Genomic DNA, 23872 nt, shown 5'->3' with positions numbered 1-23872 from the left:
GTCCTCACATCCGGAAGACGCCGAAGCCGCCGCGCGCGCCTTCGACCGGGGCGGTGTGGATCGCGGAGAGGCACAGGCCGAGGACGGTCCGGGTGTCGCGCGGGTCGATGACGCCGTCGTCGTACAGCCGCCCCGACAGGAACACCGGCAGCGACTCGGACTCGATCTGCTGCTCCACCATGGCGCGCAGCGCGGCGTCGCCCTCGTCGTCGTACGGCCGGCCCTTCGCCGCCGCCGACGCGCGGGCGACGATGGAGAGCACGCCAGCGAGCTGTTGCGGGCCCATGACGGCGGACTTGGCGCTGGGCCAGGCGAACAGGAACCGGGGGTCGTAGGCGCGCCCGCACATGCCGTAGTGCCCGGCGCCGTACGACGCGCCCATGAGGACGGACAGGTGCGGGACCTTCGAGTTGCTCACCGCGTTGATCATCATCGCGCCGTGCTTGATGATGCCGCCCTGCTCGTACTCCTTGCCGACCATGTAGCCGGTGGTGTTGTGCAGGAAGAGCAGGGGGATGTCCCGCTGGTTGGCGAGCTGGATGAACTGCGCCGCCTTCTGCGACTCGGCGGAGAACAACACGCCCTGTGCGTTGGCGAGGACCCCGACCGGATAGCCGTGCAGGGACGCCCAGCCCGTCACCAGCGACGGCCCGTACAACGGCTTGAACTCGTCGAAGTCCGAGCCGTCGACGATCCGGGCGATGACCTCGCGCGGGTCGAAGGGCGTCTTCAGGTCGCCCGGCACGATGCCGAGGAGTTCGTCCGGGTCGTACTTCGGCGGCTGGGCCGGGCCCGGATCCGGGTGCGCCTTGCGGTGGTTGAGGCGGGCGACGATCCGGCGGGCCTGCCGGAGGGCGTCGGCCTCGTCGACGGCGTAGTGGTCCGCGAGACCCGACACGCGCGCGTGCATCTCGGCGCCGCCCAGGGACTCGTCGTCGCTCTCCTCCCCGGTGGCCATCTTCACGAGCGGCGGGCCGCCCAGGAAGACCTTCGACCGCTCCTTGATCATCACGGTGTGGTCGGACATGCCCGGCACATAGGCGCCGCCCGCCGTCGAGTTGCCGAAGACGACCGCGATGGTGGGGATCCCGGCGGCGGACAGGCGGGTGATGTCGCGGAACAGCGCCCCGCCCGGGATGAAGATCTCCTTCTGCGACGGCAGGTCGGCGCCGCCGGACTCGACGAGGGCGATGCAGGGCAGGCGGTTGGCGTACGCGATCTCATTGGCGCGCAGCGCCTTCCTCAGCGTCCAGGGGTTGGACGCGCCGCCGCGTACGGTTGGGTCGTTGGCCGTGATCAGGCACTCGACGCCCTCGACGACACCGATGCCGGTGACGAGCGACGCGCCGACGGGGTAGTCGCTGCCCCAGGCGGCGAGCGGGGACAGTTCGAGGAACGGCGCGTCGGGGTCAAGGAGCAGCTCGATGCGCTCGCGGGCCAGCAGCTTGCCGCGCCCCCGGTGCCGGTCGACGTACTTCTCGCCGCCGCCCGCGAGCGCTTTGGCGTGCTCGGACTCCAGCTCGGCGAGCTTGGCGAGCATGGCCTCGCGGTGGGCGGCGTAGTCGGGCCCGGTCGTGTCCAGGGCGGTGGGGAGGACGGTCACAGCAGGGCCTCCGGAATGTCGAGATGGCGGGAGCGGAGCCATTCGCCCAGCGCCTTGGCCTGGGGGTCGAACCGGGCCTGGGCGGCGACGCCCTCGCCCAGCAGGCCGCTGACGGTGAAGTTCAGCGCGCGGAGGTTCGGCAGAACGTGCCGTACGACCTCCAGCGGCCCGGTTTCCGGGAGGAGTTCGCGCAGCCGGTCGACGGTCAGCGCGTGGGCGAGCCAGCGCCACGCGTCGTCCGTGGGTGCCCACACGCCCACGTTCGCGTCGCCGCCCTTGTCGCCGCTCCTCGCCCCGGCGACCAGCCCGAGCGGGGCACGGCGGAGCGGACCGTCCGGGAGGGGGTCGGGGAGGGGCGGCTGAGGGACGGGCTCCAGTGCCCGTGTACGGACCGGTGCCGGGATCACCAGACTCCCCCAGCCTTCGGCCGGGGGGACCCCCATCTCGCTTCGCTCGCCGTCCGGGAGTACGGCGGTGTGCGTGACGGTGCCGGGGTCGACGTACGCCGCCTCGAACACGCCGTAGGGCGCGCCCTTGCCCGGCGGTGCCGTGACGTGGAAGCCCGGGTAGCTGCCGAGGGCCAGCTCGATGGCCGCGCCGCTCACGGCCCGGCCCACCGCGTCGGGGTCGGCGTCCCGGACGACGAGCCGCAGCAGGGCGCTGGCCGTCTCCTCGGTGTCGGCGTCCGGTCGGTCGGTACGGGCCAGCTCCCACCGCACCTCGGCGGGCTTCACCGCGAGGGCGCCCTCCAACTGCTCCCGTACGAGCCGCGCCTTGGCCTCGATGTCGAGTCCCGTCAGCACGAACACGACCTCGTTGCGCCAGCCGCCGAGCCGGTTCAGCCCGGCCTTCAGCGTCGGGGGCGGCGCCTCGCCCCGTACGCCGGAGATCCGCACCCGGTCCGGCCCGGCCGCCTCCAGCGCCACCGTGTCGAGCCGCGCGGTCACATCCGGTCCCGCGTACCGGGCGCCCGCCGTCTCGTACAGCAGCTGCGCGGTGACCGTGCCGACATCGACGACCCCACCCGTACCGTCCTGTTTGGTGATGACCGAGGACCCGTCCTCGTGCAGCTCGGCGACCGGGAAGCCGGGCCGGCGTACGTCGTGGCGGGCGAAGAACGCGTAGTTGCCGCCCGTCGCCTGCGTGCCGCACTCCAGGACGTGCCCGGCGACCACCGCGCCCGCCAGCCGGTCGTACGCCTCCGGCCCCCACCCGAACCACCACGCCGCCGGCCCGCTGACCAGCGCCGCGTCCGTGACCCGCCCGGTCACCACCACGTCCGCCCCGCCGCGCAGGCACGCCGTGATGCCGCCGCCGCCCAGGTACGCGTTGGCCGTCAGCGCCCCGTCCGGCACCGGCAGCTGATCGCCCTCCACGTGCGCGACACGCACCTGCGGGAGACCAAGGCGGTCCGCGAGGGCGCGCAGCGCGGCGGCGAGACCGGCCGGGTTGAGGCCGCCGGCGTTGGTCACGATCTTCACGCCCCGCTCGTGGGCGAGCCCGAGGCCCTCCTCCATCTGCTTCAGGAAGGTCTTGGCGTAGCCCAGTCCGGGGTCCTTGAGCCGGTCGCGGCCGAGGATGAGCATGGTCAGCTCGGCGAGGTAGTCGCCGGTCAGGACGTCCAGGTCGCCGCCGGTGAGCATCTCGCGTACGGCGTCGAAGCGGTCGCCGTAGAAGCCGGAGGCGTTGCCTATGCGCAGCGGCCGCTTCATGCCGCCCCCTTGGGCCCGCGCCCCGGACCCGCCGGTCCGGCGAAGGCCTGCGCAATGTCCAGCCATCGGTCGGCGTCGGGGCCCTCCGCCCGTACGGCGAGGTCGTCGCGGTGGGCCCGCTGGGTGACCAGGAGGCAGAAGTCCAGGGCGGGGCCGGTGATCCGCTGGGGGGCGTCCTCCGGACCGTACGCCCAAAGGCTGCCATCGGGTGCGGTCAGCTCCACGCGGAACGGCTCGGCGGGCGCTGCCATGCCCCGTACCGCGTAGGCGTAGTCCCGGGCCCGGACGCCGATCCAGGCGACGTGCCGGAGGCGGGCGGTGGGCTGCTGCACTGTTCCGAGGGCGTCGGCGACGTCCCTGCCGTGCGCCCAGGTCTCCATCAGGCGGGCGGTCGCCATGGACGCGGCGCTCATGGGCGGCCCGTACCAGGGGAAACGGGCCCCTGGTGGGGCGGCCGCGAGGGCGTCGAGGAGCCGTGAGCGGCCGGCGCGCCAGCGGGCGAGGAGCCTGGCGGGCGGTTCGGCGGCGCCTGCCTCCGCCCCGTCGTCGACGAAGGTGTCGGGTGCCTTGAGCGCCTCGTCGACGTGCGCCGCGAACCGGTCCGCGTCCGTGACGGCGAGCAGGGCCGCGTCGTCGGTCCACGCCAGGTGGGCGATCTGGTGGGCGACGGTCCAGCGGGGCGCGGGGGTGGGCGTGGCCCAGCCGTCCGGTTCCAGGCCTGCGACCAGCCGGTCGACCTCCTCGCTCTCGTCGCGCAGATCATCCAGCAGGGCATCGGACACGGAGCGCTCCCTCCGACGGCACGGGGCACAGGGCACGGACACGGCAGTGCGTGCCCCGGAGCATGGCAGCGCCCGGAGAAACAAGCAAGCGTGCTTGCTTTACTTTTTCGGCTTTCCGGCCACCTGCGACCGCACCGCCCCCATGCTGGCCGCGATGACCAGCGCTATCGCCAACGCGTCGGTGACGGACAGGGCTTGGTGCAGGACGAGGAACCCGGCCGTCGCCGCGATCGCGGGTTCCAGGCTCATGAGGATCGCGAAGGTCGGCGCGGGCAGGCGGCGCAGGGCGAGCAGTTCGAGGGTGTACGGGAGGACGGAGGACATCAGCGCGACGGCGAGGCCCAGGGCGACCGTCGACGGCACCAGCAGCCTGGACCCGGCCTCCGCGACGCCCAGCGGCAGGCTCAGCACCGCGCCGACGGCCATCGCGAGCGCCAGCCCGTCCGCCTGCGGGAACCGCCGCCCGGTGCGGGCGCTGAAGACGATGTACGCCGCCCACATCACGCCCGCCGCGAGCGCGAACACCGCGCCCACCGGGTCCAGCCGGTCGAACCCGCCCCCGCTCAGCAGCACCACCCCGGCCAGCGCCAGCCCGGCCCACACGACGCTGACCAGCCGCCGTGATGCGATCACCGACAGGACGAGCGGCCCGAGCACCTCCAGCGTGACGGCCGCGCCCAGCGGGATACGGTCGGCGGCCTGGTAGAAGAGCACGTTCATGCCGGCCATGGCCGCGCCGAAGGCGACGACGGTCCCCCAGTCGGCGCGCGTGTACCCCCGCACCTGGGGCCGGCACAGCGCCAGCAGCACGACGGCGGCGAGGACCAGCCGCAGCGTGACCACCCCGAGGGCACCGGCGCGCGGCATCAGCAGCACGGCGACGGCCGCCCCGAACTGCACCGACAGCCCCCCGGCGACCACCAGCGCCACCGGCCCGACCGCGCCCCGCCGCCGCGCGACACCGCCCTCGGGATGCGCGGCGGCAACCTCGGGCAGCGCGACGGCGGCGGCGTCGGCGGTACGGGCATCGGTAGGGGTGGCGTCCACCAGGACCTCAGGACTTCCTGCTGGGCATATTCCAGCGACACATTCATCAGTTCGGGCTACGTACCGACGGTACGGGACCGGAGTTCCCCATTCCGCACCAAGAATCCGGAGGGCACGTTCTCCGACGGAAAGTGAGTGTATGGTCATGACGCTGATGGACACGGGTACGGGTACGGGTACGTATCCGTCGACACAGGGAAGGGTCGTCACGATGGCTGACGCGAACATCCGGATCCCCGTCGAGGCCCGCGACCGGCTCGCGACCATCGCGGCTGCCGAAGGCATGTCGCTGCGCGCCTACCTCTCCAGCCTCGCCCAGAGCCTCCTCACCCCGGAGGAGCGCAAGGCGCAGGCCGACGAGGCCCGCCGGATCCTGCACGAGTGGAACGGCTACGACCCCACCGACGAGGAGCTGGAAGAGACCGTCGCCGAACTGAAGCGGCGAATCGCAGAGGCGGTCATCCGTTGAACGAGAGCACGCACATCATCATGGACGACTCGGCCTTGGTGGCGGCCGGCCGGGGCAATCACAAGGCATCTGTCCTGATCCATTGGGCGCACAACGATCCCACGTGGTCCCTGTACGCGCCCACCTGCGCCATCGTCGAGGCGGATCGCAGCCGCCCCGGTACGGCTGAGCACATCGCGAGCATGCCCGGCATCGTTCTGCTGGAGCTGGATCTGCCCGCCGCGCTCGCCGTCGCCAAGCAGGAGACGTGGTCGATGGCCCACGTGCTGCACGCCGCCGAACCGACACCGGAGCGGCCGAGCGGCGGGGTCGTCGCCACGCTGGAACCCGACCGCTGGAAGGGCGCCCCCGTCCGCCTGCTGGACCTCAATCCCTGAGTCCGGGTTCCGGGCTCTCCGCCGGGTCGCCCCGGCGGAGAGCCTCCGCCAGCACCTCCGCCAGGTGCCTGGCCCGTACCCCGGCCAGCTGGTCCAGCTGCGTGCGGCAGGAGAAGCCGTCCGCGAGGATCTCGGTGCCGGGTGGCGCCGTGCGGACGGCGGGCAGCAGCTGGTCCTCGGCGCAGGCGACCGAGACGTCGTAGTGTCCGCGCTCGAAGCCGAAGTTCCCCGCCAGGCCGCAGCAGCCGCCGCTCAGCTCGCTGGTGAGGCCCGCGCGGGCGCGCAGCCGGCGGTCGGGGGCGTCGCCGAGGACCGCGTGCTGGTGGCAGTGGGTCTGGCCGGCGACCGGCCGGTCCAGGCGCGGGGGCCGCCAGTCGGGGGCGTACTCCTCCAGGGCCTCGGCGAAGGTGCGTACGGAGTCGGCCAGGCGGCGCGCCCGGGGGTCGCCGGGGAGCAGCTCGGGCAGGTCGGTACGCAGGGCGGCGGCGCAGCTCGGTTCGAGGACGACCACGGGGGTGCCCAGGGTGGGCGCCATGGTGTCGAGGGTGCGGCGCATGACGGTACGGGCCCGGTCGAGCTGGCCGGTGGAGACGTACGTGAGCCCGCAGCACACCCGGTGCGGCGGGAGGGCCGGGGTGAGGCCCGCCGCCTCCAGGACGGTGACGGCCGCGCGGCCCACGGACGGGGACAGGTGGTTCGTGAACGTGTCGGGCCACAGGAGCAGGTCGCCCGCCGTGTTCCCCCGCCGCGCGTACCAGCGGCGGAACGTCTCCGTCGCCGGCTCCGGCAGCTCCCGCTCCGGCGCGATGCCCGCCACCCGCTTGGCCAGGGCCGCGAGCACGGGCACCCGTGCGGCGGCGTTGAGGACCCGGGCGAAGGGCGCGGCGAGGCGCAGCCACTGCGGCAGGCGGCCCATGGCGTAGTGGGCGGCCGGGCGCCGCCGCCCCGCGTAGTGGTGGTGCAGGAACTCCGCCTTGTACGTCGCCATGTCGACCCCGACCGGGCAGTCGCTGCGGCAGCCCTTGCACGACAGGCACAGGTCCAGCGCGTCCCGCACCTCCGCCGACCGCCACCCGTCCGTCACCACCTCGCCGGCGAGCATCTCGTGCAGCAGCCGGGCGCGGCCGCGCGTCGAGTGCTGCTCCTCGCCCGTCGCCCGGAAGGACGGGCACATCACCGCCGGGCCCTGGCTGGGTCCTTCCACCCGGCACTTGGCGACGCCGACACAGCGCCGTACGGCGGTGGCGAAGTCCCCGCCGTCGTGCGGGTAGCCGAAGGCGACGTCCACGCGCTCGCGCGGCAGCACGTCGAAGCGGAGGTTGTCGTCGAGGCGGGCGGGCCGGGCGAGCATGCCGGGGTTCATGCCGCCGGCCGGGTCCCACAGGTCCTTGAACCGGCCGAAGAGGGCGACCAGTTCGTCCCCGTACATCTTCGGCAGCAGCTCGGCGCGCGCCTGCCCGTCGCCGTGTTCGCCGGACAGCGAGCCGCCATGGGCGACGACGAGATCGGCGACGTCCTCGGAGAACCGCCGGAAGCGCCGTACGCCGCCCTCCGTGACCAGGTCGAAGTCGATACGGACGTGGACGCAGCCGTCGCCGAAGTGCCCGTAGGGCGTGCCGCGCAGCCCGGATTGCGCCAGCAGGGCGCGGAAGTCGCGGAGGTACGCGCCGAGGCGGGCGGGCGGTACGGCGCAGTCCTCCCAGCCGGGCCAGGCCTCGGCGCCTTCGGCGGTGCGGGTGGCGGTTCCGGCGGCGTCCTCGCGGACCCGCCACAGGGCACGCTGGGCGGCCGGGTCGGTGACGACGGTGGCGTCCAGGGCATCGGCGGCTCGCACGAGCCGGGCCGCGTGGGCGGCCGCCTCCTCCGGCGTCGCGCCGCCCGTCTCGGCGAAGAGCCAGGCGCCGCCCCGGGGCAGCGCGGCGCGGGCGGCCGGGTCGCGGACCAGGTCCTCGGCCATGCCCTCCACGGTGAGCGGGCCGTACAGGAGGAGGCCGGGCGCCGCGTCGGCGGCCGCGCCCTCGTCGGCGTACCCGAGGATGGCGAGGGCGCGGGCGGGCGGCGACTCGACGAGACGTACCGTCGCCTCGGTCAGCACGGCCAGGGTGCCCTCGCTGCCGCAGAAGGCGCGGGCGAGGTCGGTGCCGCGCTCGGGGAGGAGGGCGTCCAGGGCGTAGCCGGAGATGCGGCGGGGAAGGCCCGGCGGGAAACCGGTGCGGAGGGCGGCCAGGTGGTCGCGGACGAGGTCCGCCAGCCCGTCCGGCGCGCCCTGCCCGCCGCACCCGAGGTCCAGCTCAGCGCCGCCGTAGGTCACGACCGTGAGCCGGTCGACGTTGTCGGCGGTCGTGCCCCACGCCACGGAGTGCGACCCGCACGCGTTGTTGCCGATCATGCCCCCCAGCGTGCAGCGGCTGTGGGTGGAGGGGTCGGGCCCGAAGGTCAGCCCGTACGCACGTGCCGCCCCGCGCAGCCGGTCCAGCACCACGCCGGGCTGGACGACGGCCGTGCGGGCCTCGGGGTCCACCGAGACGATGTCCCGCATGTGCCGGGTGAAGTCGAGCACGACGCCGGTGCCGGTCGCCTGCCCGGCGATGGACGTCCCCGCCCCGCGCGGCACGACCGGCACACCGTGCTCGCGGCACACCGCCAGCGCGGCGGCCACGTCGGCCGCGTCGCGCGGGGCGACGACGCCGACCGGGACGCGCCGGTAGTTGGACGCGTCCATGGTGTGCAGGGCCCGGGCCGCCGCCCCGAAGTCCACCTCGCCGCGCACGGCGTCCCGAAGGGCCCGCGCGATGTCCGCCGTCTCCCGCCGCTGATCACCCATGCGGCCAGGATGCCCCCCGACAGGCCCGGCGGCCTTCCGGCCCTCGCCCTCCCGCCACGTCAACCGAAAGAAAGCACACAAGAACTTCCCAAACTGATCGTCAATTCTCTTATAGTGACCCGGAATTGTTCGGGAATTGACGGCTCCAGATGCCCACACGCCCAGAGGACTGACGATTTGCGCCCCTCCCTCCGGCCGGTCGCGCCGACCCTGCTGATCTCGGCGGCCGTCACCGGCCTCCTGTGCGCGGGAGCGGTGGCCCTCGCTCCCGGCTCCGTGCGGGCCCCGCTGGCGTGGGGCTCGGCCGCGGCCGCCGTCCTGCTGACCGCCGCGGTCACCACCGCCGCGTACGCCCTCGACACCGCCCGCCGCCTGCGCGACCGGGCCGCCGCGCTCACCACCGAGGCCGCGCGCCGCGCCGCCGACACCGCCCGGACGGTCGCCGACGCCCGCGCGGAAGCGGCCCGCGCGAGGACGGAGGCGGACCGCGCCATCGCCGAAACCCGCGCGGAAGCCGACCGCGCCATCGCCGAAACCCGCGCCGACGCCGACCGCGCCATCGCCGAAACCCGCGCCGAAGCGGACCGCGCCGCCGCCGAAGCCCGCGCCGACGCCGACCGGGCCCGGGCGGAGGCCGCGCGCAGCGAGACCAACCGGGCCGCCGCCGTGGCCGCCTGCGCCAACGCGGCCGGCCGCATGCAGGCCCTCGCCACCAGCATGCTCGCCGACCTCCGCGAGATGGAGCACCGGCACACCGACGAGGACGTCCTCACCGACCTCCTCCACCTCGACCACCGCACCGCCCAGGCCGGGCGCCTCGCCGACTCCATCGCCGTCCTCACCGGCGCCCGCTCCGGCCGCCGCTGGGCCAAGCCGATCGTGATGGAGTCCATCCTGCGCGGCGCGATGGGCCGTATCGGCGGCTACCAGCGCGTACGGCTCCACACCACCAGCGACGCGGCGATCGCCGGGCACGCGGCCGAGGGCGTCATGCACGCCCTCGCCGAACTCCTGGACAACGCCGCGAACTTCTCGCCACCCACCGCCGAGGTCCATGTGTACGTCGAGGAGGTCCCGGCCGGGCTCGTGGTCACCGTCGAGGACAGCGGCCTGGTCATGAGCGACGTCCAGCTGCGCCGCGCCGAACGCGCCGTCACCGCCGAACGGACCGACCTGACCGGCCTGTCCGGCACCCGCCTCGGCCTGGCCGTCGTCGGCCGCCTGGCCCGCAAGCACGGGCTGACCGTGTCCTTCCGCCCCTCGGCCCGCGGCGGCACCGGCGCGCTGGTGATGATCCCGCACGAGCTGATCACCCGCCCCCGCGACACGGCCGCCCACGCCCCCGGCACGACCCCCGTGCCCGGCGCGCCCCGCGACACCCATGCGCCCCACGCGCCCCACGACCCCCCGTCACCCCCCTTCGTCACCTCCACCTCCCCCTCCCCCTCCACCACCCCCGGCGGCCTCCCCAAGCGCCGCCGGGGCCAGACCCTGGCCGCCGCCCACCCGGAAGGCACCCCCGAAGGCACCCCCGACGGCACCCCCGGCGGCACCCCCGAAGGCACCCCCGGCGCCACCCCCACGACCCCCTCCACCACCGACCCCGCCTCCCGGACCCGGTCGGCGGCCCGTTTCAGCAGCTTCCGCCACGCGGTACGCACCACCACGGAAGGCACCCCCCGATGACGACCGGCACCACCACCGACGAGAAGCTCAACTGGCTGCTGGAGAACCTGCTCCAGCGCACGCCCGGCGCCCGCCACGCACTCGTGCTGTCCCGGGACGGCCTCAAGCTGTGCCGTACGCCCGAGCTGTCCGTCGACCAGGCCGACCAGCTGGCCGCCATAGCGGCGGGCATCCAGAGCCTGTCCCACGGGGCGTCCATGGAGTTCGGCGACGGGACCGGCGGCGTACGGTCCGCGATGGCCGAGTTCTACGGCGGCATCCTGCTCATCGTCGAGGCCGGCGAGGGCGCCCACCTCGCGGTCGTCGCCGCCGAGGACTCCGACGTCGGCCTGGTCGGGCACAACATGAGCGAGCTCGTCGAGCAGCTCGGCGAGCACCTGCACGCCGAGCCCCGCACACCGTGAGCCCGACAGGCCGGTCCGGGAGCCACCGGGACGAGTCCCCGGACCGGCTGTACACCCTCACCGGTGGCCGCACCCGCTCCGGCCCGGACGCGCCGTTCGACCTGGTCACCCTGGTGGTCGCCGAGTCCGAGCCGGCGCCCGGCATGCAGTCGGAGCACACCGCGATCCTCCGCATGTGCCGGCGCCCCACCGCGGTCGTCGAGGTGGCGGCCGAACTCGCCCTGCCGGTCGGCATCGTGCGCATCCTGCTCTCCGACCTGCTCGGTACGGGCCGGATCAGCGCCCGCCACCCGCGCGCATCCGCGCACAGCCTTCCCGACCCCGACATCCTGGAGCAGGTGCTCGTTGGACTCCGCAATCTCTGAACGGACACCCCTCACCAGCACCGCCGACAACGGTCTCAAGATCGTCATCGTCGGCGGTTTCGGTGTCGGCAAGACCACCCTCGTGCGCTCGGTCAGCGAGATCCGTCCCCTCAACACCGAGGAGACGATGACCCGCGCGGGCGAGGCCGTCGACGACGTCGGCCAGATCCACGCCAAGACGTCCACCACCGTCGCCTTCGACTTCGGCCGCATCACGCTCGACGCGCGCAACGTCCTGTACCTCTTCGGCGCCCCCGGCCAGGAACGCTTCTGGTTCCTGTGGGACCGCCTCTTCTCCGGCACCCTCGGCGCGGTCGTCCTCGTCGACACGCGCCGCCTCGCCGACTCCTGGTACGCGATCGACCGCCTGGAGCACCACGGCATGCCGTTCATCGTCGCCTGCAACGACTTCGGCGGCCCGGCCCACACCGAGCGCGAGATCCGCGAGGCGCTCGACCTGGCCGACGACGTACCGCTGGTCGAGTGCGACGCCCGCGACCGCTCGTCGAGCAAGTACGTACTGATCACGCTCGTCACCCACCTCCAACACCTGCACGCCCTCCGGGAGACCAGAACATGACCGCCCCGCTGCCCCTGTCCGGGCCCCGGTTCCAGGCCGAACCCGCCCAGCTGTACCGGGAGCTGAGGCGCGAGCACGGAGCCGTCGCTCCGGTCGTGCTCGACGGGGACGTACCGGCCTGGCTGGTGCTCGACTACCGGGAGCTGCACCAGGTCACCAGCGACCCGGTGCTCTTCAGCCGCGACTCCGACCTGTGGAACCAGTGGGACCGCATCCCCGACGACTGGCCGCTGCTGCCGATGATCGGCCGCAAGCAGCCGTCGATCCTCTACACGGTCGGCGAACGCCACCGGCAGCGCGCCGGGATGATCGCGACCGCCCTGGAATCGGTCGACCCCTTCAGCCTGCGCCGGTACGCCGAGGAGTACGCGGACGGGCTCATCGACACGTTCTGCGGCACGGGCGAGGCGGAGCTGATCGCCCAGTACGCCATGCTGCTGCCCGTCCGCGTCCTGGTGAAGATCTACGGCGTGCCCGACGCACAGGGCCCCGGGCTCGTCACCGCGCTCAACGACATGATCGACGGCCGGGAGCGGGCGCTCGACGGCCAGCGGCACCTGGCCGAGGCGATATTCGGCCTCCTCACCGCCAAGCAGACCGAGCCGGCCGAGGACGTGGCATCGCGCATGCTGGCCGACCCGTCCGGCTTCACCGTCGAGGAGATGGCGCAGGACCTGATGGTCATGATGGCGGCCGGGCACCAGCCGACGGCCGACTGGATCGGCAACTCGCTGCGCCTGATGCTGACCGACGACCGGTTCGCGGCCTCCCTGTCCGGCGGCCGGCACAGCGTCGCCGAGGCGATGAACGAGGTGCTGTGGGCCGACACCCCCACCCAGAACGTCGCCGGCCGGTGGGCGTCGCGCGACACCCACCTGGGCGGGCGGCACATCAAGGCCGGCGACCTGCTCCTGCTGGGCCTGGCCGCCGCCAACGCCGACCCGCAGGTCCACATCGACAACTCCGCCCTCACCGGCGGCAACAGCGCCCACTTCTCCTTCGGGCACGGCGAGCACCGCTGCCCGTTCCCCGCCCAGGAGATCGCCGAGGTCATCGCCCGTACCGGGATCGAGGTGCTGCTGGACCGGCTGCCCGACCTCGACCTCGCCGTACCGGCCGGCTCCCTCACCCGGCGGCCGTCGCCCTGGCTGCGCGGCCTGACCGACCTGCCCGTGACCTTCACCCCGACCCCCGCCCTCGGAGGCACCCCATGACCACTGAGCCCATCCATCTGGACCCCTTCGTCACCGACCTCGACGGCGAGAGCGCCCGCCTGCGCGCCGCCGGGCCGCTCGCCCGGGTCGTCCTGCCGGGCGGGGTGCCGGTGTGGGCGGTCACGCACCACGCGGAGGCGCGCGAACTGCTCACCGACAAGCGGCTGGTGAAGGACATCAACGTGTGGGGCGCCTGGCAGCGCGGCGAGATACCCCTGGACTGGCCGCTGATCGGCCTGGCCAACCCCGGCCGTTCCATGCTGACCGTGGACGGCGAGGACCACCGCCGGATGCGGGCACTGGTCGCGCAGGCGCTCACCCCGCGCCGGGTGGAGCTGATGCGGGAGCGGATCACCGAGCTGACCGAGGGCCTGCTGGACGGCCTCGCCGCGCACGAGCCGGGCGCGGTCGTCGACCTCAAGGCCGCCTTCGCCTACCCCCTCCCCATGTACGTCATCAGCGACCTGATGGGCATCGACCCGGCGGACCATCCGCGCCTGAAGGTCCTGTTCGACAAGTTCTTCTCCACCCAGACGCCGCCGGAGGAGGTCGTGGCGACCCTCGGGGAACTGGCGGAGATGATGGCGAAGGTGGTGGCCGCCCGCCGCGCCGAGCCGGGCGACGACCTCACCAGCGCGCTGATCGCCGCCTCCGAGAACGGCGACCACCTCACCGACGAGGAGATCGTCTCCACCCTCCAGCTGATGGTGGCGGCGGGCCACGAGACGACGATCTCGCTGATCGTCAACGCCGTGGTCAACCTGTCCGCCCACCCCGAGCAGCTCGCCCTCGTCCGCTCCGGTGAGGCCGGCTGGGACGCGGTGGTCGAGGAGACCCTCCGCTACTCCACGCCCACCTCGCACGTCCTGATCCGGTTCGCGACCGAGGACGTCCAGGTGGGCGACCGTACCCTCCCCGCGGGGGACGCGCTGATCGTGTCGTACGGGGCGATCGGCCGTGACGAGAAGCAGCACGGCCCCAGCGCGGGCGTCTTCGACATCACCCGCTCGCCCAGCCGGCACATCTCCTTCGGCCACGGCCCGCACGTCTGCCCGGGCGCCGCGCTGTCCCGCCTGGAGGCGGGCGTCGCCCTGCCCGCGCTGTACGCGCGCTTCCCGGACCTCACGCTCGCCGTGCCCGCCTCCGAGCTCCGCAACAAGCCGGTCGTCACCCAGAACGATCTCTTCGAGCTGCCCGTCCGGCTGCGCTGAGCCGCGCTGACGTCTCATTTCCTCGTCTCACCCGACGGACACGGCGCTCCGCCGTGTCCGTCAGGGACTAGGCTCCGGTCCGTGGCTGAGATCCAGATTCCCGCTGACATCAAGCCCGCCGACGGCCGTTTCGGCGCGGGCCCCTCCAAGGTGCGTACGGAGGCGCTGGACGCCCTGGCCGCCACCGGCACCTCCCTCCTCGGTACGTCCCACCGCCAGGCCCCGGTCAAGAACCTGGTCGGCGAGGTCCGCGCGGGCGTACGCGACCTGTTCTCCCTCCCCGAGGGCTACGAGGTGATCCTCGGCAACGGCGGCTCCACCGCCTTCTGGGACATCGCGACCCACGGGCTGATCGAGAACAAGTCGCAGCACCTGTCCTTCGGCGAGTTCTCCTCCAAGTTCGCCAAGGCGTCGAAGCTGGCCCCGTGGCTGGCCGAGCCGACCGTGATCTCCTCCGACCCGGGCACGCACCCCGAGCCGCGGGCGGAGGCGGGCGTCGACGTGTACGCGTTCACGCACAACGAGACCTCCACCGGTGTCGCCGCGCCCGTCAAGCGCGTCGAGGGCGCCGACGAGGGCGCGCTGGTCCTGGTGGACGCGACGTCCGGCGCGGGCGGCCTGCCGGTCGACATCACCGAGTCGGACGTCTACTACTTCGCCCCGCAGAAGTCGTTCGCCTCCGAGGGCGGCCTGTGGATCGGCGTGTTCTCCCCGGCGGCGCTGGAGCGGGCCGCCCGGATCCACGCCTCGGGCCGCCACATCCCGGAGTTCTTCTCCCTGCCGACGGCGATCGACAACTCGCTGAAGAACCAGACGTACAACACCCCCGCCCTCTCCACCCTCTTCCTGCTCAACGAGCAGCTGAAGTGGATCAACGGGCAGGGCGGTCTCGACTGGTCGGTGCGCCGCACCGCGACGTCCGCGCGCACCCTGTACGGCTGGGCGGAGGAGTCGAAGTACGCGACGCCGTTCGTCTCGGACCCGGCGAAGCGCTCGCAGGTCATCGGCACGATCGACTTCTCGGACGAGATCGACGCGGCGGCGGTCGCCAAGGTGCTGCGCGCCAACGGCATCGTCGACACCGAGCCGTACCGCAAGCTGGGCCGCAACCAGCTGCGGATCGCGATGTTCCCGGCGATCGACCCGGCGGACGTCGAGGCGCTGACGGCGTGCGTCGACTACGTGATCGAGAAGCTGTAGGCATCCGGCGTACGTAGCGGAAGGGCCCCGACCCGATGGGTCGGGGCCCTTCCGTATGCGGCCGATAACCGCTCTATCCGGCGCTGTCGCCGGTCCCTACCATCCGAAGCACTCCGGCACACCAGCACCACGGAGCCGGTGGATTGACATGTGCACGCCTTCCACGGTTGGACCCCCCACTTCGACCGGCAACCGATCGGAGCCCCATGTCCAGACGACCCCGAGCGCTGCTCACCGGCGCGGCCCTCACCACAGCGGTCGCGTCGACCGTCCTCGCGCCGACCCCCGCCTCGGCGGGCATCGTCGCCCCGCCCGACAAGATCGTGATCGAGATCGCGACCGTCAACGGCTCGGGCTGCCCCCTGGGCACGGCCGCCGTCGCCGTCGCCCCGGACAACACCGCCTTCACCGTGACGTACAGCGACTACCTCGCCCAGGTGGGCGTGGGCGCGGAGCCGACCGACTTCCGCAAGAACTGCCAGCTCAACCTGATCGTGCACGTCCCGCACGGCTTCACCTACGCCGTCGCCAGCGCCGACTACCGCGGCTACGCCAAGCTGGAGGCCGGCGCCACCGCCGTACAGAAGGCGTCCTACTACTTCCAGGGCTCGCCCGACACGGCCTCCAGGTCGCACCCGTACAAGGGCCCGTACGACAACAACTGGCAGGCGACCGACCAGACCGACTGGGGCCAGCTGGTCTGGGCGCCCTGCGGCGTGAAGCGGAACTTCAACATCAACACCGAACTGCGGGTCAGCGCGGGCACCTCCGACCCGACGAAGACCACCAGCTTCATCGCCATGGACTCCACGGACGCCGACATCAAGACGATCTACCGGCTGGCCTGGAAGGAGTGCCCGAAGTAGGCACTTCCCGGTGACCGGGTGGGCCCGCGCCCCCTCCGCGGGCCCACCCCTCGCCGAAACACCGGGCACGCTTGCCGATCTCCCTCCGCGGGGACAACGCCTTCAACGGGGATTACGGGGGATTGACGGGGGATACGCCATGTGGCCCGGTGTGCTCCAACTCGCAGCGCTGGTGGTGGTGGCCGGCGCGCTCGCCCACCACCTGCTCGTGATGGCGGCGATACGGCGGGAGACGAAACGCGCGGTGCAGGTCCGCGAGGACCTGACAGCCCACGAGCTGGCCTTCCTGGCGGGCGGGCCCCGGCGCGTGGTGACGATCGCGCTCTACCGGATGAAGCGGCAGGGCCGGCTGTCCGTCGCGGAGGACGGCACGGTCACGTGCCACGACGACGCGTCCGGCGACACGGTGGACGCCGTCGAGAGGGCGGTCATCCAGGCCGCGGGCATCCACCGCACCGAGCGCCTCGGGAAGCTGGTGGCCCGAGCGGCCTCGACCCGCGCGGTGCAATCGGTCGGCGACCGTCTGAAGACCGAGTCCGTCCTGGTCAGCCCGTCCCTGCTGCGCCGCCAGTACCGGGCGCGGCGCCTCCTGCGAATCGCAGCCGTGCTGCCGCTGGTCCTCACCGTGGGCGAACTCGCCCTCGGCACGCCGCACCGCTGGTGGGCCGGGCTGCTGCTGTCCGCGATCGGAGCCGTACCGGCGTGGCTGCTGAAGCCGGTGCACGCGCGCGTACCGGACGAGGTCCGCCGGAAGCTCGACACCCTGCGCGCCGAGCGGCAACGCCCGCCGACGTCCCGGTCGTCCGACACCCTGACCACACTGGCGGCCACCCCTGTGGGCGCCGTGGCCCTCTACGGCCTGGCCGCCTCCAGGGAACCGGAGTTCACCGCACTGGTCACCCCCGAGACCTGGGCCGCCCGGCAGAGCCCGTTCGGCTCCGGCGGTGTCTCACCCGGCCTCGGCGCCGCCTACTGGTGCGGCACCACCTCCGACTGGGGCGGCACCTCCTGCGCGGGCCCGGCCGGCTGCGGCGGCGCGGGCGGCGGCGGCGGGAGCGCCTGCGGCGGGGGCGGGGGCGGGGGCGGGGGCTGCGGAGGGGGCGGGCCGTGAGGCGGCCGGCGGACGCGGACCGTGAGGCGGCCGGCGGACGCGGACCACACCGCATGCCCGGGCCCCGCGCTCAGCCCCTGGGGCGTCGCGAGCGCCGCCACACCAGTACGAGCACGGCGGCACCGGCCAGCACCACGGCGCCCACGGTGGCGTTGCCGCCGCCGGCGCCCTCGCCGGCGCCCTCGCCCCCGCCGGCGCCCGGATCCACCGGCGACGCCCCGCCGTTGCCGCCCGAACCGGGGGAGCCGCTCCTGTCCGGGGCGGGCCGCGACTCCAGAGGTACGCGCACCACCTCGCTGTTCGCCCCCTCCGTGCCGTACATCAGCGCCGACCCGTCCACCGCGTACGTCACCGACTCCGCCTGCCGCTGGATCGGCGCGCTCAACCGCCGCTCCTCGCCCGGCCGCCCGTCCTTCCAGGCGTACGCCCGGGCACTGAAGTAGCCGCGCAACACCAGCTCCCCGCCGTCCGGCGAGAACGCCCCGTCCGTGACCCACGGCACCTCGGCGATCCGCCGGAACACGTTCGGGCCATCGGCGCTCAGCCGGGCGGGACCTTCGTACAGCCCGCCCCCGTCCTCGTTCTTCGACGCGATGTAGACCCGCCCGGTCTTCGGATGCACCATCAACGCCTCGGCGTTACGGGGCCCGTCGGCGTACGTCACCGTGTACTGCGTGGCCTCCACGGTCTGATCGCGCAGCCGCTCCGGCTCGGGGAAGCGGTAGATCCAGACGTGCTGCCAGGAGCCGTCGAGGTTGTCCCCGATGTCGCCCACGTACACCTGGCCGTCCGCCCCGACCGAGATCGCCTCCATGTCACGGGGCGTGCCGACCCCGCGCAGGGTGACGGTGGCGACGGTCTTGCCGGTCCTGCCGTCCACGGCGAACACCCGTGGCTCGTCCTGGTCGTTGTGCGTCCAGTAGACGCCCGGGTGGGCGCGGCTCGCCGCGAGGCCGCTCGACTCGGTGATCCGGGGGTCCCCGATCGTGAACCCGCCGTCTTCCGCCATGGCGGGGGCGGCGGCGGCCAGCACCACCACGGCCGAGGCCAGACCCACCGTCGTACGCAACGAAACCATGCCCCCAGTGTCCATGGTCACATCGCACACCAGCGCCCCGGTCGGCGATGATGACCCCCATGCGTTTCATGTTCGTCGGCGACTCCATGACCATCGGACGCGCCGGCGACTACACCTGGCGCTACCGGATGTGGCAGCACCTCGACGCGACCTCCGACGGCCGCCCGTACGAGATCGTCGGCCCCCGCACCGAGCTGTACGACCCGGCCGCCGACGCCCCCGTCTCGCACGCGTACGCCGACCCCGCCTTCCCCGCCGACGCCCGCAGGCACCTCTCCGGCTGGGGCGAGGGCTGGCTGCACATGGCGCCGGTGATCGGTGAGACGGTCGCCGCGACGAAGGCGGACGTGCTGCTGGTGTCCCTGGGACTGATAGACCTGGGCTTCTACACGGACAGCACGCAGACGTCCCGGAACGTCCGCTCCTTCATCGCCGAGGCCCGCGCCGCCAACCCGCATGTCCGGGCGGTCCTGCTCCCGGTGATACCGAACATACGCGCCCGCTACGACGCGCCCTTCGCCGCCGAGTGCGCCCGCTTCAACGAGCTGCTGGCCAAGTCCGTCGCCGACCTCGACCAGCCCGGCTCCCCGCTCCTCCTGGCCTCGCCCCCGGAGTCGTACGACATCGACACCGACACCTACGACGGCACCCACCCCGGCCCGTCGGGCGAGCACAAACTGGCAGCCGCCTTCGCCACGGCCATGCACCAGGCCTGGACCCTGGGCGGCCCGTACGCCTAGGGCCACCATCGCGGGCGTGCTGGTCATGGTGGGCGTGTGGGCTCGCCGTGTCCCGGGGGTGGGCGTGCTGGTCCGGTTACCGTGCGGGCCACCGCCCTCGGGCTGGACGCCCCGCCCACGGTTACCGTGCGGGCCACCGCCCTCGGGCTGGACGCCCCGCCCACGGTTACCGTGCGGGCCGCCCTCTCTCCGAGTGTGGCGGGCTCCAGCGCCCCCTCAAGGGCGCTTCGCGTCGGCTTCGCCGATGGCCTACGGCCACCCTTGACCGGCCGCCTCCGCCCGCCTTTTCCCACTCGGAGGGCGGCCCGGGGGAACGGGCCCAGGAGGGGCGCCCCTTTCCCCGTGCCGTTCGTGGCCAGGAGGCGGGCGCCGCAGGGGGCGCGGCAGTGGAATGGGGTGCTCGCTGTCGGCTCGGCGGCGGGCGGCCGCCTTTCGGCTGCGGTACAAGACCTCGCTCCGGTGGGTGGGGGTGCGCCCCAGTGGCATGGGGCATCCGGGCCCGGCTCGGCGGCTGCGGGTGGGTGAGGGGTTGGGGTTCAGGCGGGTGGCTGGGGTGGGGCGGGGGCTGGGCCGGGTGTTGCCCTGGCGGAGCGGCGCCCGGGGCTCACCGGCCCCGCCTGCCACGCAGGGCAGGTCCCACCCGTCTCCTCGGTCACAGCAGCGCCGGGATGGGGGAGTTGTGTGCGGTGTGGGACACCTCCCCGCCGTGATGTCGGGGGCTGTGGGTGTCCCATCCCGCCCACAACTCCGGCGAGGCGACACGGCTGTGACTGGAGAGGGCGGAGGAGCCCGCCCGCTGGGTCCGATGACGTGTCCGGGGCCCTGGGGGCTGCCAGGGGAAGGGCGCGCCCCAGGCGGGTGCCGGACAGGCAACCGACCGTGCGGTGCACCGGTGACCGGACCCCGCCCCGACTCCTGGAGGAGACGAGGGGCTGGATCCCGCCCCGGGCGCCGGGCAGACCTGGTCCTGTGCCGGGGCACGACGGCCCCCGCTTGGCGTCACGCGTGCCGGGCTCGAAAGTCCCAGGGGCCCCGCCCGCCTCACGAGGGCGCCTCACCGGTCCCCACGGTCACACCGGCACCACAGCCGGGGAGTTGTGTGCGGAGCAGGACACCTCCCGGCCACGAGCATCCCGGCACAGGTGTCCGATCCCGCACACAACCCCGGTGAGCCGACACGGCTGTGACCGGAGAGGCCAAAGGGGCCGCCCCTTCCCGGACTTCGAGCGCCCGGGCAGGGCAGCAGCGTGCGTGCCACGGCGGCCGGTGTCGGCGGCCGGACCGACCCGGCCGCGCCCGACCGTCCGGGAGGCCCCGGCCCCGGGCCCAAGCCGGAGACCAGGCCGCGCCGGGAGCTTCACCGACCCGGGGCCCAACGTCCCCGCCATGCCCCCGGCCGGACAGGGCAACACCCCGGCCCAACCCCGCACCCACCCCAGCCACCTGCCTGAACCCCAGCCCCTCACCCACCCGCAGCCGCCGAACCCAGCCCGGAAACCCCACACCACTCCCGCGCACCCACCACCCACCGAAGCGAGGTCCTGCACCGCAACCCACAGACGGCGGCCCGCCGCTTAGCCGAGCCGCGCCGCCCCATTCCTCTGCCGCGCCCCCTGCGGCACCCGTCTCACGGCCACGAACGGCACGGGAAAGGGGCGCCCCTCCTGGGCCCGTTCCCCCGGGGCCGCCCTCCGAGTGGGAAAAGGCGGGCGGAGGCGGCCGGTCAAGGGTGGGCGAAGCCCATCGGCGAAGCCGACGCGAAGCGCCCTTGACGGGCCGCCGGAGCCCGCCACACTCGGAGAGAGGGCGGCCCACACGCCCACCATGACCAGCACGCCCACACCGAGAGCCTTACCGGGGCGGCGCGTTGAGCGCGTGGCCCACCATTTCGTGAAGCAAGTCGGGTTCCACGAAGGGGACTTCCTCGGTGGGGTGCGAGCGCCAGTCCAGTGGCCAGGTCAGCCCGTCGAGCGCGGGGATGCCGACGAACGCGGCGCTGCGCCCGGCTCGGCTCAGGGCCCGCGTCCCCGCCGGCCACGCGTGAGCCGCCGCCGTCTGGGGCGGCAGGAGGAAGTACAGGTTCTGCTCACCGGTCAGCTCCCGGACGATCGGCCCGGCCTGGAAGTCGGTGAACTCCATGAGCCGGTAAGCCACTTCCTCCCCGAGGAGTCCCCCGATGCGCACGGCGTCGAAGTGGATGCCCGCATGCCGCAGGGCATGCCCGGACGCGGGAATCCAGGACGGAACCCTGTCAAGTGAAATGCGCGGATTCATGCGGCCAGCTTTGCGGTCCCGCTCTACTGTGACCAGCGCCACACGGCGTTTGTGCAGGACTGTGTACGTGGGGAGGGCGGGCGTGAACATCGGAAACAACGGCAGCCCAGGCGCCGCGAAGGCGTTCGGCAGGCTGCTGCGGTTCTACCGGGAGCGGGCCAAGGTCTCCCAGGAGGCGCTGGGCCGGGAGACCGGATACTCCAAGTCCCAAGTGGCCATGATCGAGCGCGGCGAACGCCGCCCGAGGGGCAACTTCGTGAACGTGGCGGACGAGGTGCTGGGTGCACAAGGTGCACTGGTGGAGGTGGCGGAGGAGGTGAAGGCGAGCGGGGTCGCGGCCTGGTTCGAGGACTACTTGGAGGAGGAGGCGAAGGCGGCGGGCGTGCACAAGTACGAAAATCACGTGATCCCCGGACTACTCCAGACCGAGTCGTACGCCCGCGCTGTCATCGGCTGTGCCTGTCCGCCCTTGGACAGTGACGAGATCGATGCGGGAGTCGCGGCTCGCCTGGCGCGGCAGGCTCTGTTCCACCGCAAGCCCACGCCACTGATCAGCTTCGTGCTCGAAAGGGCAGTGCTGACCCGGCCCCTTGGCGGTCCAGACGTCCTCAAGGAGAACTTGCTGCACGTCCTCGACGTCGCACGACTACGCAACGTTGAGATCCAGGTGATGCCTGAAGACCGACAGACCCATGCCGGACTGAACGGGCCTTTCACTCTCCTGGACACAGCCGAGCGGCGCGGTCTCGTCTACGTCGAGGGTCAGGGCGGACGCTACTTTCTCAGCGAACAGCCTGACATGGGAGACGTGTTCGCCCGCTATGGCATTCTGCGGGCTCAGGCCCTCACACCGGAGGACTCCGCCAAACTTATCGAACAGGTGGCACGCGAGCTATGAGCACCAACCTCGACTGGTTCAAAAGCAGCTACAGCGGCGACCAGGGCGGCGACTGCGTCGAGGTCGCCCTCTCCCCCCGCACCGTCCACGTCCGTGACTCCAAGGACGTGACCCGCCCCGCCCTGGCCCTCTCCCCCGCCGCCTGGTCAGCGTTCCTCGTGGAAGACCACCTCCGGGTGCTCGGCGGAGGGACCGTCCAGTAGAGGCCGCTCCGCGCCCTTCAGGTGCAGGTCGAAGAAGGCCGTCACGTACGCGCGGGTGATCTCCTGCGACCGTTTGCCCGACAGGGGCTCGCCCGGGGGCAGGAGGCCCAGCTGGTCGGCGAGGACGGGCGTGTCGGTGAAGGTGAAGTGGCCCGATCCGGTGACGTTGATCCAGCGCTTCCAGCCGTCGAGGAGGGGCCAGTCGCGCACCCACGAGCGGTCGTCGTCGCCCGTGCCCAGCATCATGAAGGGGCGTCCGCCCAGGCCTTCGGCCGGGATCGGCTCCATGAAGGAGCCGTCCATGTTGGCCCCGGCGCGTACCCGCCGGTCGCCCGCCATGGTCGTCGCGGCGGACGCGCCGCCGATGGAGTGGCCGGCCATGCCGATCCGCGCGTGGTCGATCATGCGGGCGTGCCGCCAGGCGGGGTGCCGGTCGGAGAGCAGCCGGTCGAGCAGGAAGGACACGTCCTTCGCGCGGCCCTTGGGCACCACGCCGTACCCACCCGGCTGGATCTTCTCGCAGGCGACGCAGTCCAGGAGACGGCCGCCGGGGAACGCCGTGCCCACTGTCTCGTAGGCGTGGTCGACGGCGGCGACGACGTACCCCTGGCTGGCGAGTTCCTCGGCGAGCAGGGTCAGCGTGGAGCGGTTGACGGTGAACCCGGGCGACAGCACCACGAGCGGGAACTTTCCGCGTACGGGCGCCGCGCCGGGGCGGGAGTTGGTGCGGGTGCCGCTGAGGGTCCGGGCGGAGACCGCGTCGGTGAGTTCCCGGTCCTCGATGAAGGCGCGGGCCTCGCCCTCGGTCATGTACGGGGCGGTCCGGCCGCCGCCGGGCCGGGCCGGGTAGTACAGGGACACCATCAGCTCGCGTGCCCCGGCCTCCGGGACCCAGGGGTCGGGGCGGTCGGTGTCCACGAGGTGCAGGGTGTCGCGGCCGACGGCGTACGCCCCGGTGGGCGGCGGCAGTTCGAGGCGTACGCGGGCGGTCTCGGCGGCCGGGGAAGGGGCCGTGGCGGGGGGTGCGGCCTGGGCGACGCCCGTGCCGAGCAGGGTGAGGGACAGGCCGAGTAAAGCGGCTGCTGCGCCGCGAGGCAGTGGATGCATACCGGTGAGGCTAGGCAGCGGCCCCTTCCCGGGTCGTCCTCCCACGGCCTGAACGGTGTGGGCCCCTGGACGTACGCCGGTCTCCGCCCGTGGACGGACGTGCCCCGTAAGGGAGTTGACC

At 73.3% G+C, this 23872-nt stretch carries 22 protein-coding genes; 14 read left to right on the top strand and 8 right to left on the bottom strand.

The window, feature by feature from the left end; genetic code table 11:
* Window positions 1-4: 4 nt before the first annotated feature.
* The 4 genes from AMK26_RS26645 to AMK26_RS26630 form a co-directional block, all read right to left on the bottom strand.
* Window positions 5-1603: an acyl-CoA carboxylase subunit beta gene (locus AMK26_RS26645; protein WP_073757305.1), complete on the bottom strand. Its 1599-nt coding sequence runs from the start codon at window positions 1601-1603 to the stop codon at window positions 5-7.
* Complete coding sequence (locus tag AMK26_RS26640) at window positions 1600-3315, bottom strand: acyclic terpene utilization AtuA family protein (protein ID WP_073757304.1); 1716 nt, start codon at window positions 3313-3315, stop codon at window positions 1600-1602. Before AMK26_RS26640 ends, AMK26_RS26645 begins: the two co-directional genes overlap by 4 nt.
* Complete coding sequence (locus tag AMK26_RS26635) at window positions 3312-4097, bottom strand: TIGR03084 family metal-binding protein (RefSeq protein WP_073757303.1); 786 nt, start codon at window positions 4095-4097, stop codon at window positions 3312-3314. Before AMK26_RS26635 ends, AMK26_RS26640 begins: the two co-directional genes overlap by 4 nt.
* Window positions 4098-4196: 99 nt before the next feature.
* Window positions 4197-5144 (bottom strand): EamA family transporter, encoded by a 948-nt coding sequence (locus AMK26_RS26630; protein WP_073757302.1) that lies wholly within the window; start codon window positions 5142-5144, stop codon window positions 4197-4199.
* Between the two features lie 145 nt (window positions 5145-5289).
* On the opposite strand from AMK26_RS26630, the gene AMK26_RS26625 reads away from it, so the two are divergent.
* Both AMK26_RS26625 and AMK26_RS26620 read left to right on the top strand, forming a co-directional pair.
* The gene (locus AMK26_RS26625) at window positions 5290-5613 is read left to right on the top strand and encodes a hypothetical protein (RefSeq protein WP_338015599.1); all 324 of its coding nucleotides are present in this window, start codon (window positions 5290-5292) and stop codon (window positions 5611-5613) included.
* Window positions 5610-5990 carry a hypothetical protein gene (locus AMK26_RS26620; protein WP_198944167.1) on the top strand — a complete coding sequence of 127 codons (381 nt, stop codon included), beginning with the start codon at window positions 5610-5612 and terminating at the stop codon, window positions 5988-5990. Before AMK26_RS26625 ends, AMK26_RS26620 begins: the two co-directional genes overlap by 4 nt.
* Here the strand turns inward: AMK26_RS26620 and AMK26_RS26615 are convergent.
* Window positions 5980-8814 (bottom strand): FAD-binding and (Fe-S)-binding domain-containing protein, encoded by a 2835-nt coding sequence (locus AMK26_RS26615; protein ID WP_073757301.1) that lies wholly within the window; start codon window positions 8812-8814, stop codon window positions 5980-5982. The genes AMK26_RS26620 and AMK26_RS26615 overlap by 11 nt on opposite strands.
* A gap of 177 nt (window positions 8815-8991) precedes the next feature.
* Here AMK26_RS26615 and AMK26_RS26610 point away from each other — a divergent pair, with 177 nt between their 5' ends.
* The 9 genes from AMK26_RS26610 (at window position 8992) to AMK26_RS26570 (ending at window position 17451) form a co-directional block, all read left to right on the top strand.
* Window positions 8992-10500, top strand: a complete 1509-nt coding sequence (locus AMK26_RS26610; RefSeq protein WP_073757300.1) for a sensor histidine kinase — start codon at window positions 8992-8994, stop codon at window positions 10498-10500.
* A complete protein-coding gene (locus tag AMK26_RS26605) occupies window positions 10497-10904 on the top strand; it encodes a roadblock/LC7 domain-containing protein (RefSeq protein WP_073757299.1) in 408 nt (135 codons plus the stop codon). The genes AMK26_RS26610 and AMK26_RS26605 overlap by 4 nt, the downstream gene beginning before the upstream one ends.
* Window positions 10901-11269 (top strand): DUF742 domain-containing protein, encoded by a 369-nt coding sequence (locus AMK26_RS26600; protein WP_073757298.1) that lies wholly within the window; start codon window positions 10901-10903, stop codon window positions 11267-11269. Before AMK26_RS26605 ends, AMK26_RS26600 begins: the two co-directional genes overlap by 4 nt.
* A complete protein-coding gene (locus AMK26_RS26595; protein WP_073757297.1) occupies window positions 11250-11849 on the top strand; it encodes a GTP-binding protein in 600 nt (199 codons plus the stop codon). Before AMK26_RS26600 ends, AMK26_RS26595 begins: the two co-directional genes overlap by 20 nt.
* Window positions 11846-13063, top strand: coding sequence for a cytochrome P450 (locus AMK26_RS26590; RefSeq protein ID WP_073757296.1), 1218 nt, complete (start codon window positions 11846-11848; stop codon window positions 13061-13063). The genes AMK26_RS26595 and AMK26_RS26590 overlap by 4 nt, the downstream gene beginning before the upstream one ends.
* Window positions 13060-14274 carry a cytochrome P450 family protein gene (locus tag AMK26_RS26585; protein WP_073757295.1) on the top strand — a complete coding sequence of 405 codons (1215 nt, stop codon included), beginning with the start codon at window positions 13060-13062 and terminating at the stop codon, window positions 14272-14274. Before AMK26_RS26590 ends, AMK26_RS26585 begins: the two co-directional genes overlap by 4 nt.
* Window positions 14275-14355: 81 nt before the next feature.
* On the top strand, window positions 14356-15474 hold the full coding sequence (gene serC, locus AMK26_RS26580) for a phosphoserine transaminase (protein WP_073757294.1): 1119 nt from the start codon (window positions 14356-14358) through the stop codon (window positions 15472-15474).
* A 206-nt stretch (window positions 15475-15680) separates the two neighbouring features.
* Entirely contained in the window at window positions 15681-16340 is a 660-nt protein-coding gene (locus AMK26_RS26575) for a DUF4360 domain-containing protein (RefSeq protein ID WP_073757293.1), read from the top strand.
* Window positions 16341-16491: 151 nt separating this feature from the next.
* Complete coding sequence (locus AMK26_RS26570) at window positions 16492-17451, top strand: TIGR04222 domain-containing membrane protein (protein WP_158071149.1); 960 nt, start codon at window positions 16492-16494, stop codon at window positions 17449-17451.
* Window positions 17452-17521: 70 nt separating this feature from the next.
* Here AMK26_RS26570 and AMK26_RS26565 read toward each other — a convergent pair whose 3' ends face one another.
* Window positions 17522-18529, bottom strand: a complete 1008-nt coding sequence (locus AMK26_RS26565) for a hypothetical protein (protein WP_073757291.1) — start codon at window positions 18527-18529, stop codon at window positions 17522-17524.
* Window positions 18530-18588: 59 nt separating this feature from the next.
* On the opposite strand from AMK26_RS26565, the gene AMK26_RS26560 reads away from it, so the two are divergent.
* Window positions 18589-19269: a GDSL-type esterase/lipase family protein gene (locus AMK26_RS26560; RefSeq protein WP_073757290.1), complete on the top strand. Its 681-nt coding sequence runs from the start codon at window positions 18589-18591 to the stop codon at window positions 19267-19269.
* Window positions 19270-21120: 1851 nt separating this feature from the next.
* Here AMK26_RS26560 and AMK26_RS26555 read toward each other — a convergent pair.
* Complete coding sequence (locus AMK26_RS26555) at window positions 21121-21543, bottom strand: hypothetical protein (protein WP_073757289.1); 423 nt, start codon at window positions 21541-21543, stop codon at window positions 21121-21123.
* 82 nt (window positions 21544-21625) lie between these two features.
* On the opposite strand from AMK26_RS26555, the gene AMK26_RS26550 reads away from it, so the two are divergent.
* Window positions 21626-22441 carry a helix-turn-helix domain-containing protein gene (locus tag AMK26_RS26550; RefSeq protein WP_073757815.1) on the top strand — a complete coding sequence of 272 codons (816 nt, stop codon included), beginning with the start codon at window positions 21626-21628 and terminating at the stop codon, window positions 22439-22441.
* Window positions 22438-22644 (top strand): DUF397 domain-containing protein, encoded by a 207-nt coding sequence (locus tag AMK26_RS26545; protein WP_073757288.1) that lies wholly within the window; start codon window positions 22438-22440, stop codon window positions 22642-22644. The genes AMK26_RS26550 and AMK26_RS26545 overlap by 4 nt, the downstream gene beginning before the upstream one ends.
* Here AMK26_RS26545 and AMK26_RS26540 read toward each other — a convergent pair.
* Window positions 22588-23751 carry an alpha/beta hydrolase family protein gene (locus tag AMK26_RS26540; protein ID WP_073757287.1) on the bottom strand — a complete coding sequence of 388 codons (1164 nt, stop codon included), beginning with the start codon at window positions 23749-23751 and terminating at the stop codon, window positions 22588-22590. The two genes, AMK26_RS26545 and AMK26_RS26540, sit on opposite strands and share 57 nt — an antisense overlap.
* Between the last annotated feature and the right edge of the window lie 121 nt (window positions 23752-23872).

The sequence above is a fragment of the Streptomyces sp. CB03234 genome (assembly GCF_001905885.1).
GTDB lineage: Bacteria > Actinomycetota > Actinomycetes > Streptomycetales > Streptomycetaceae > Streptomyces.
Note: the sequence above shows the minus strand (reverse complement) of the source record. Positions and strands in the feature narration are given on the sequence as shown.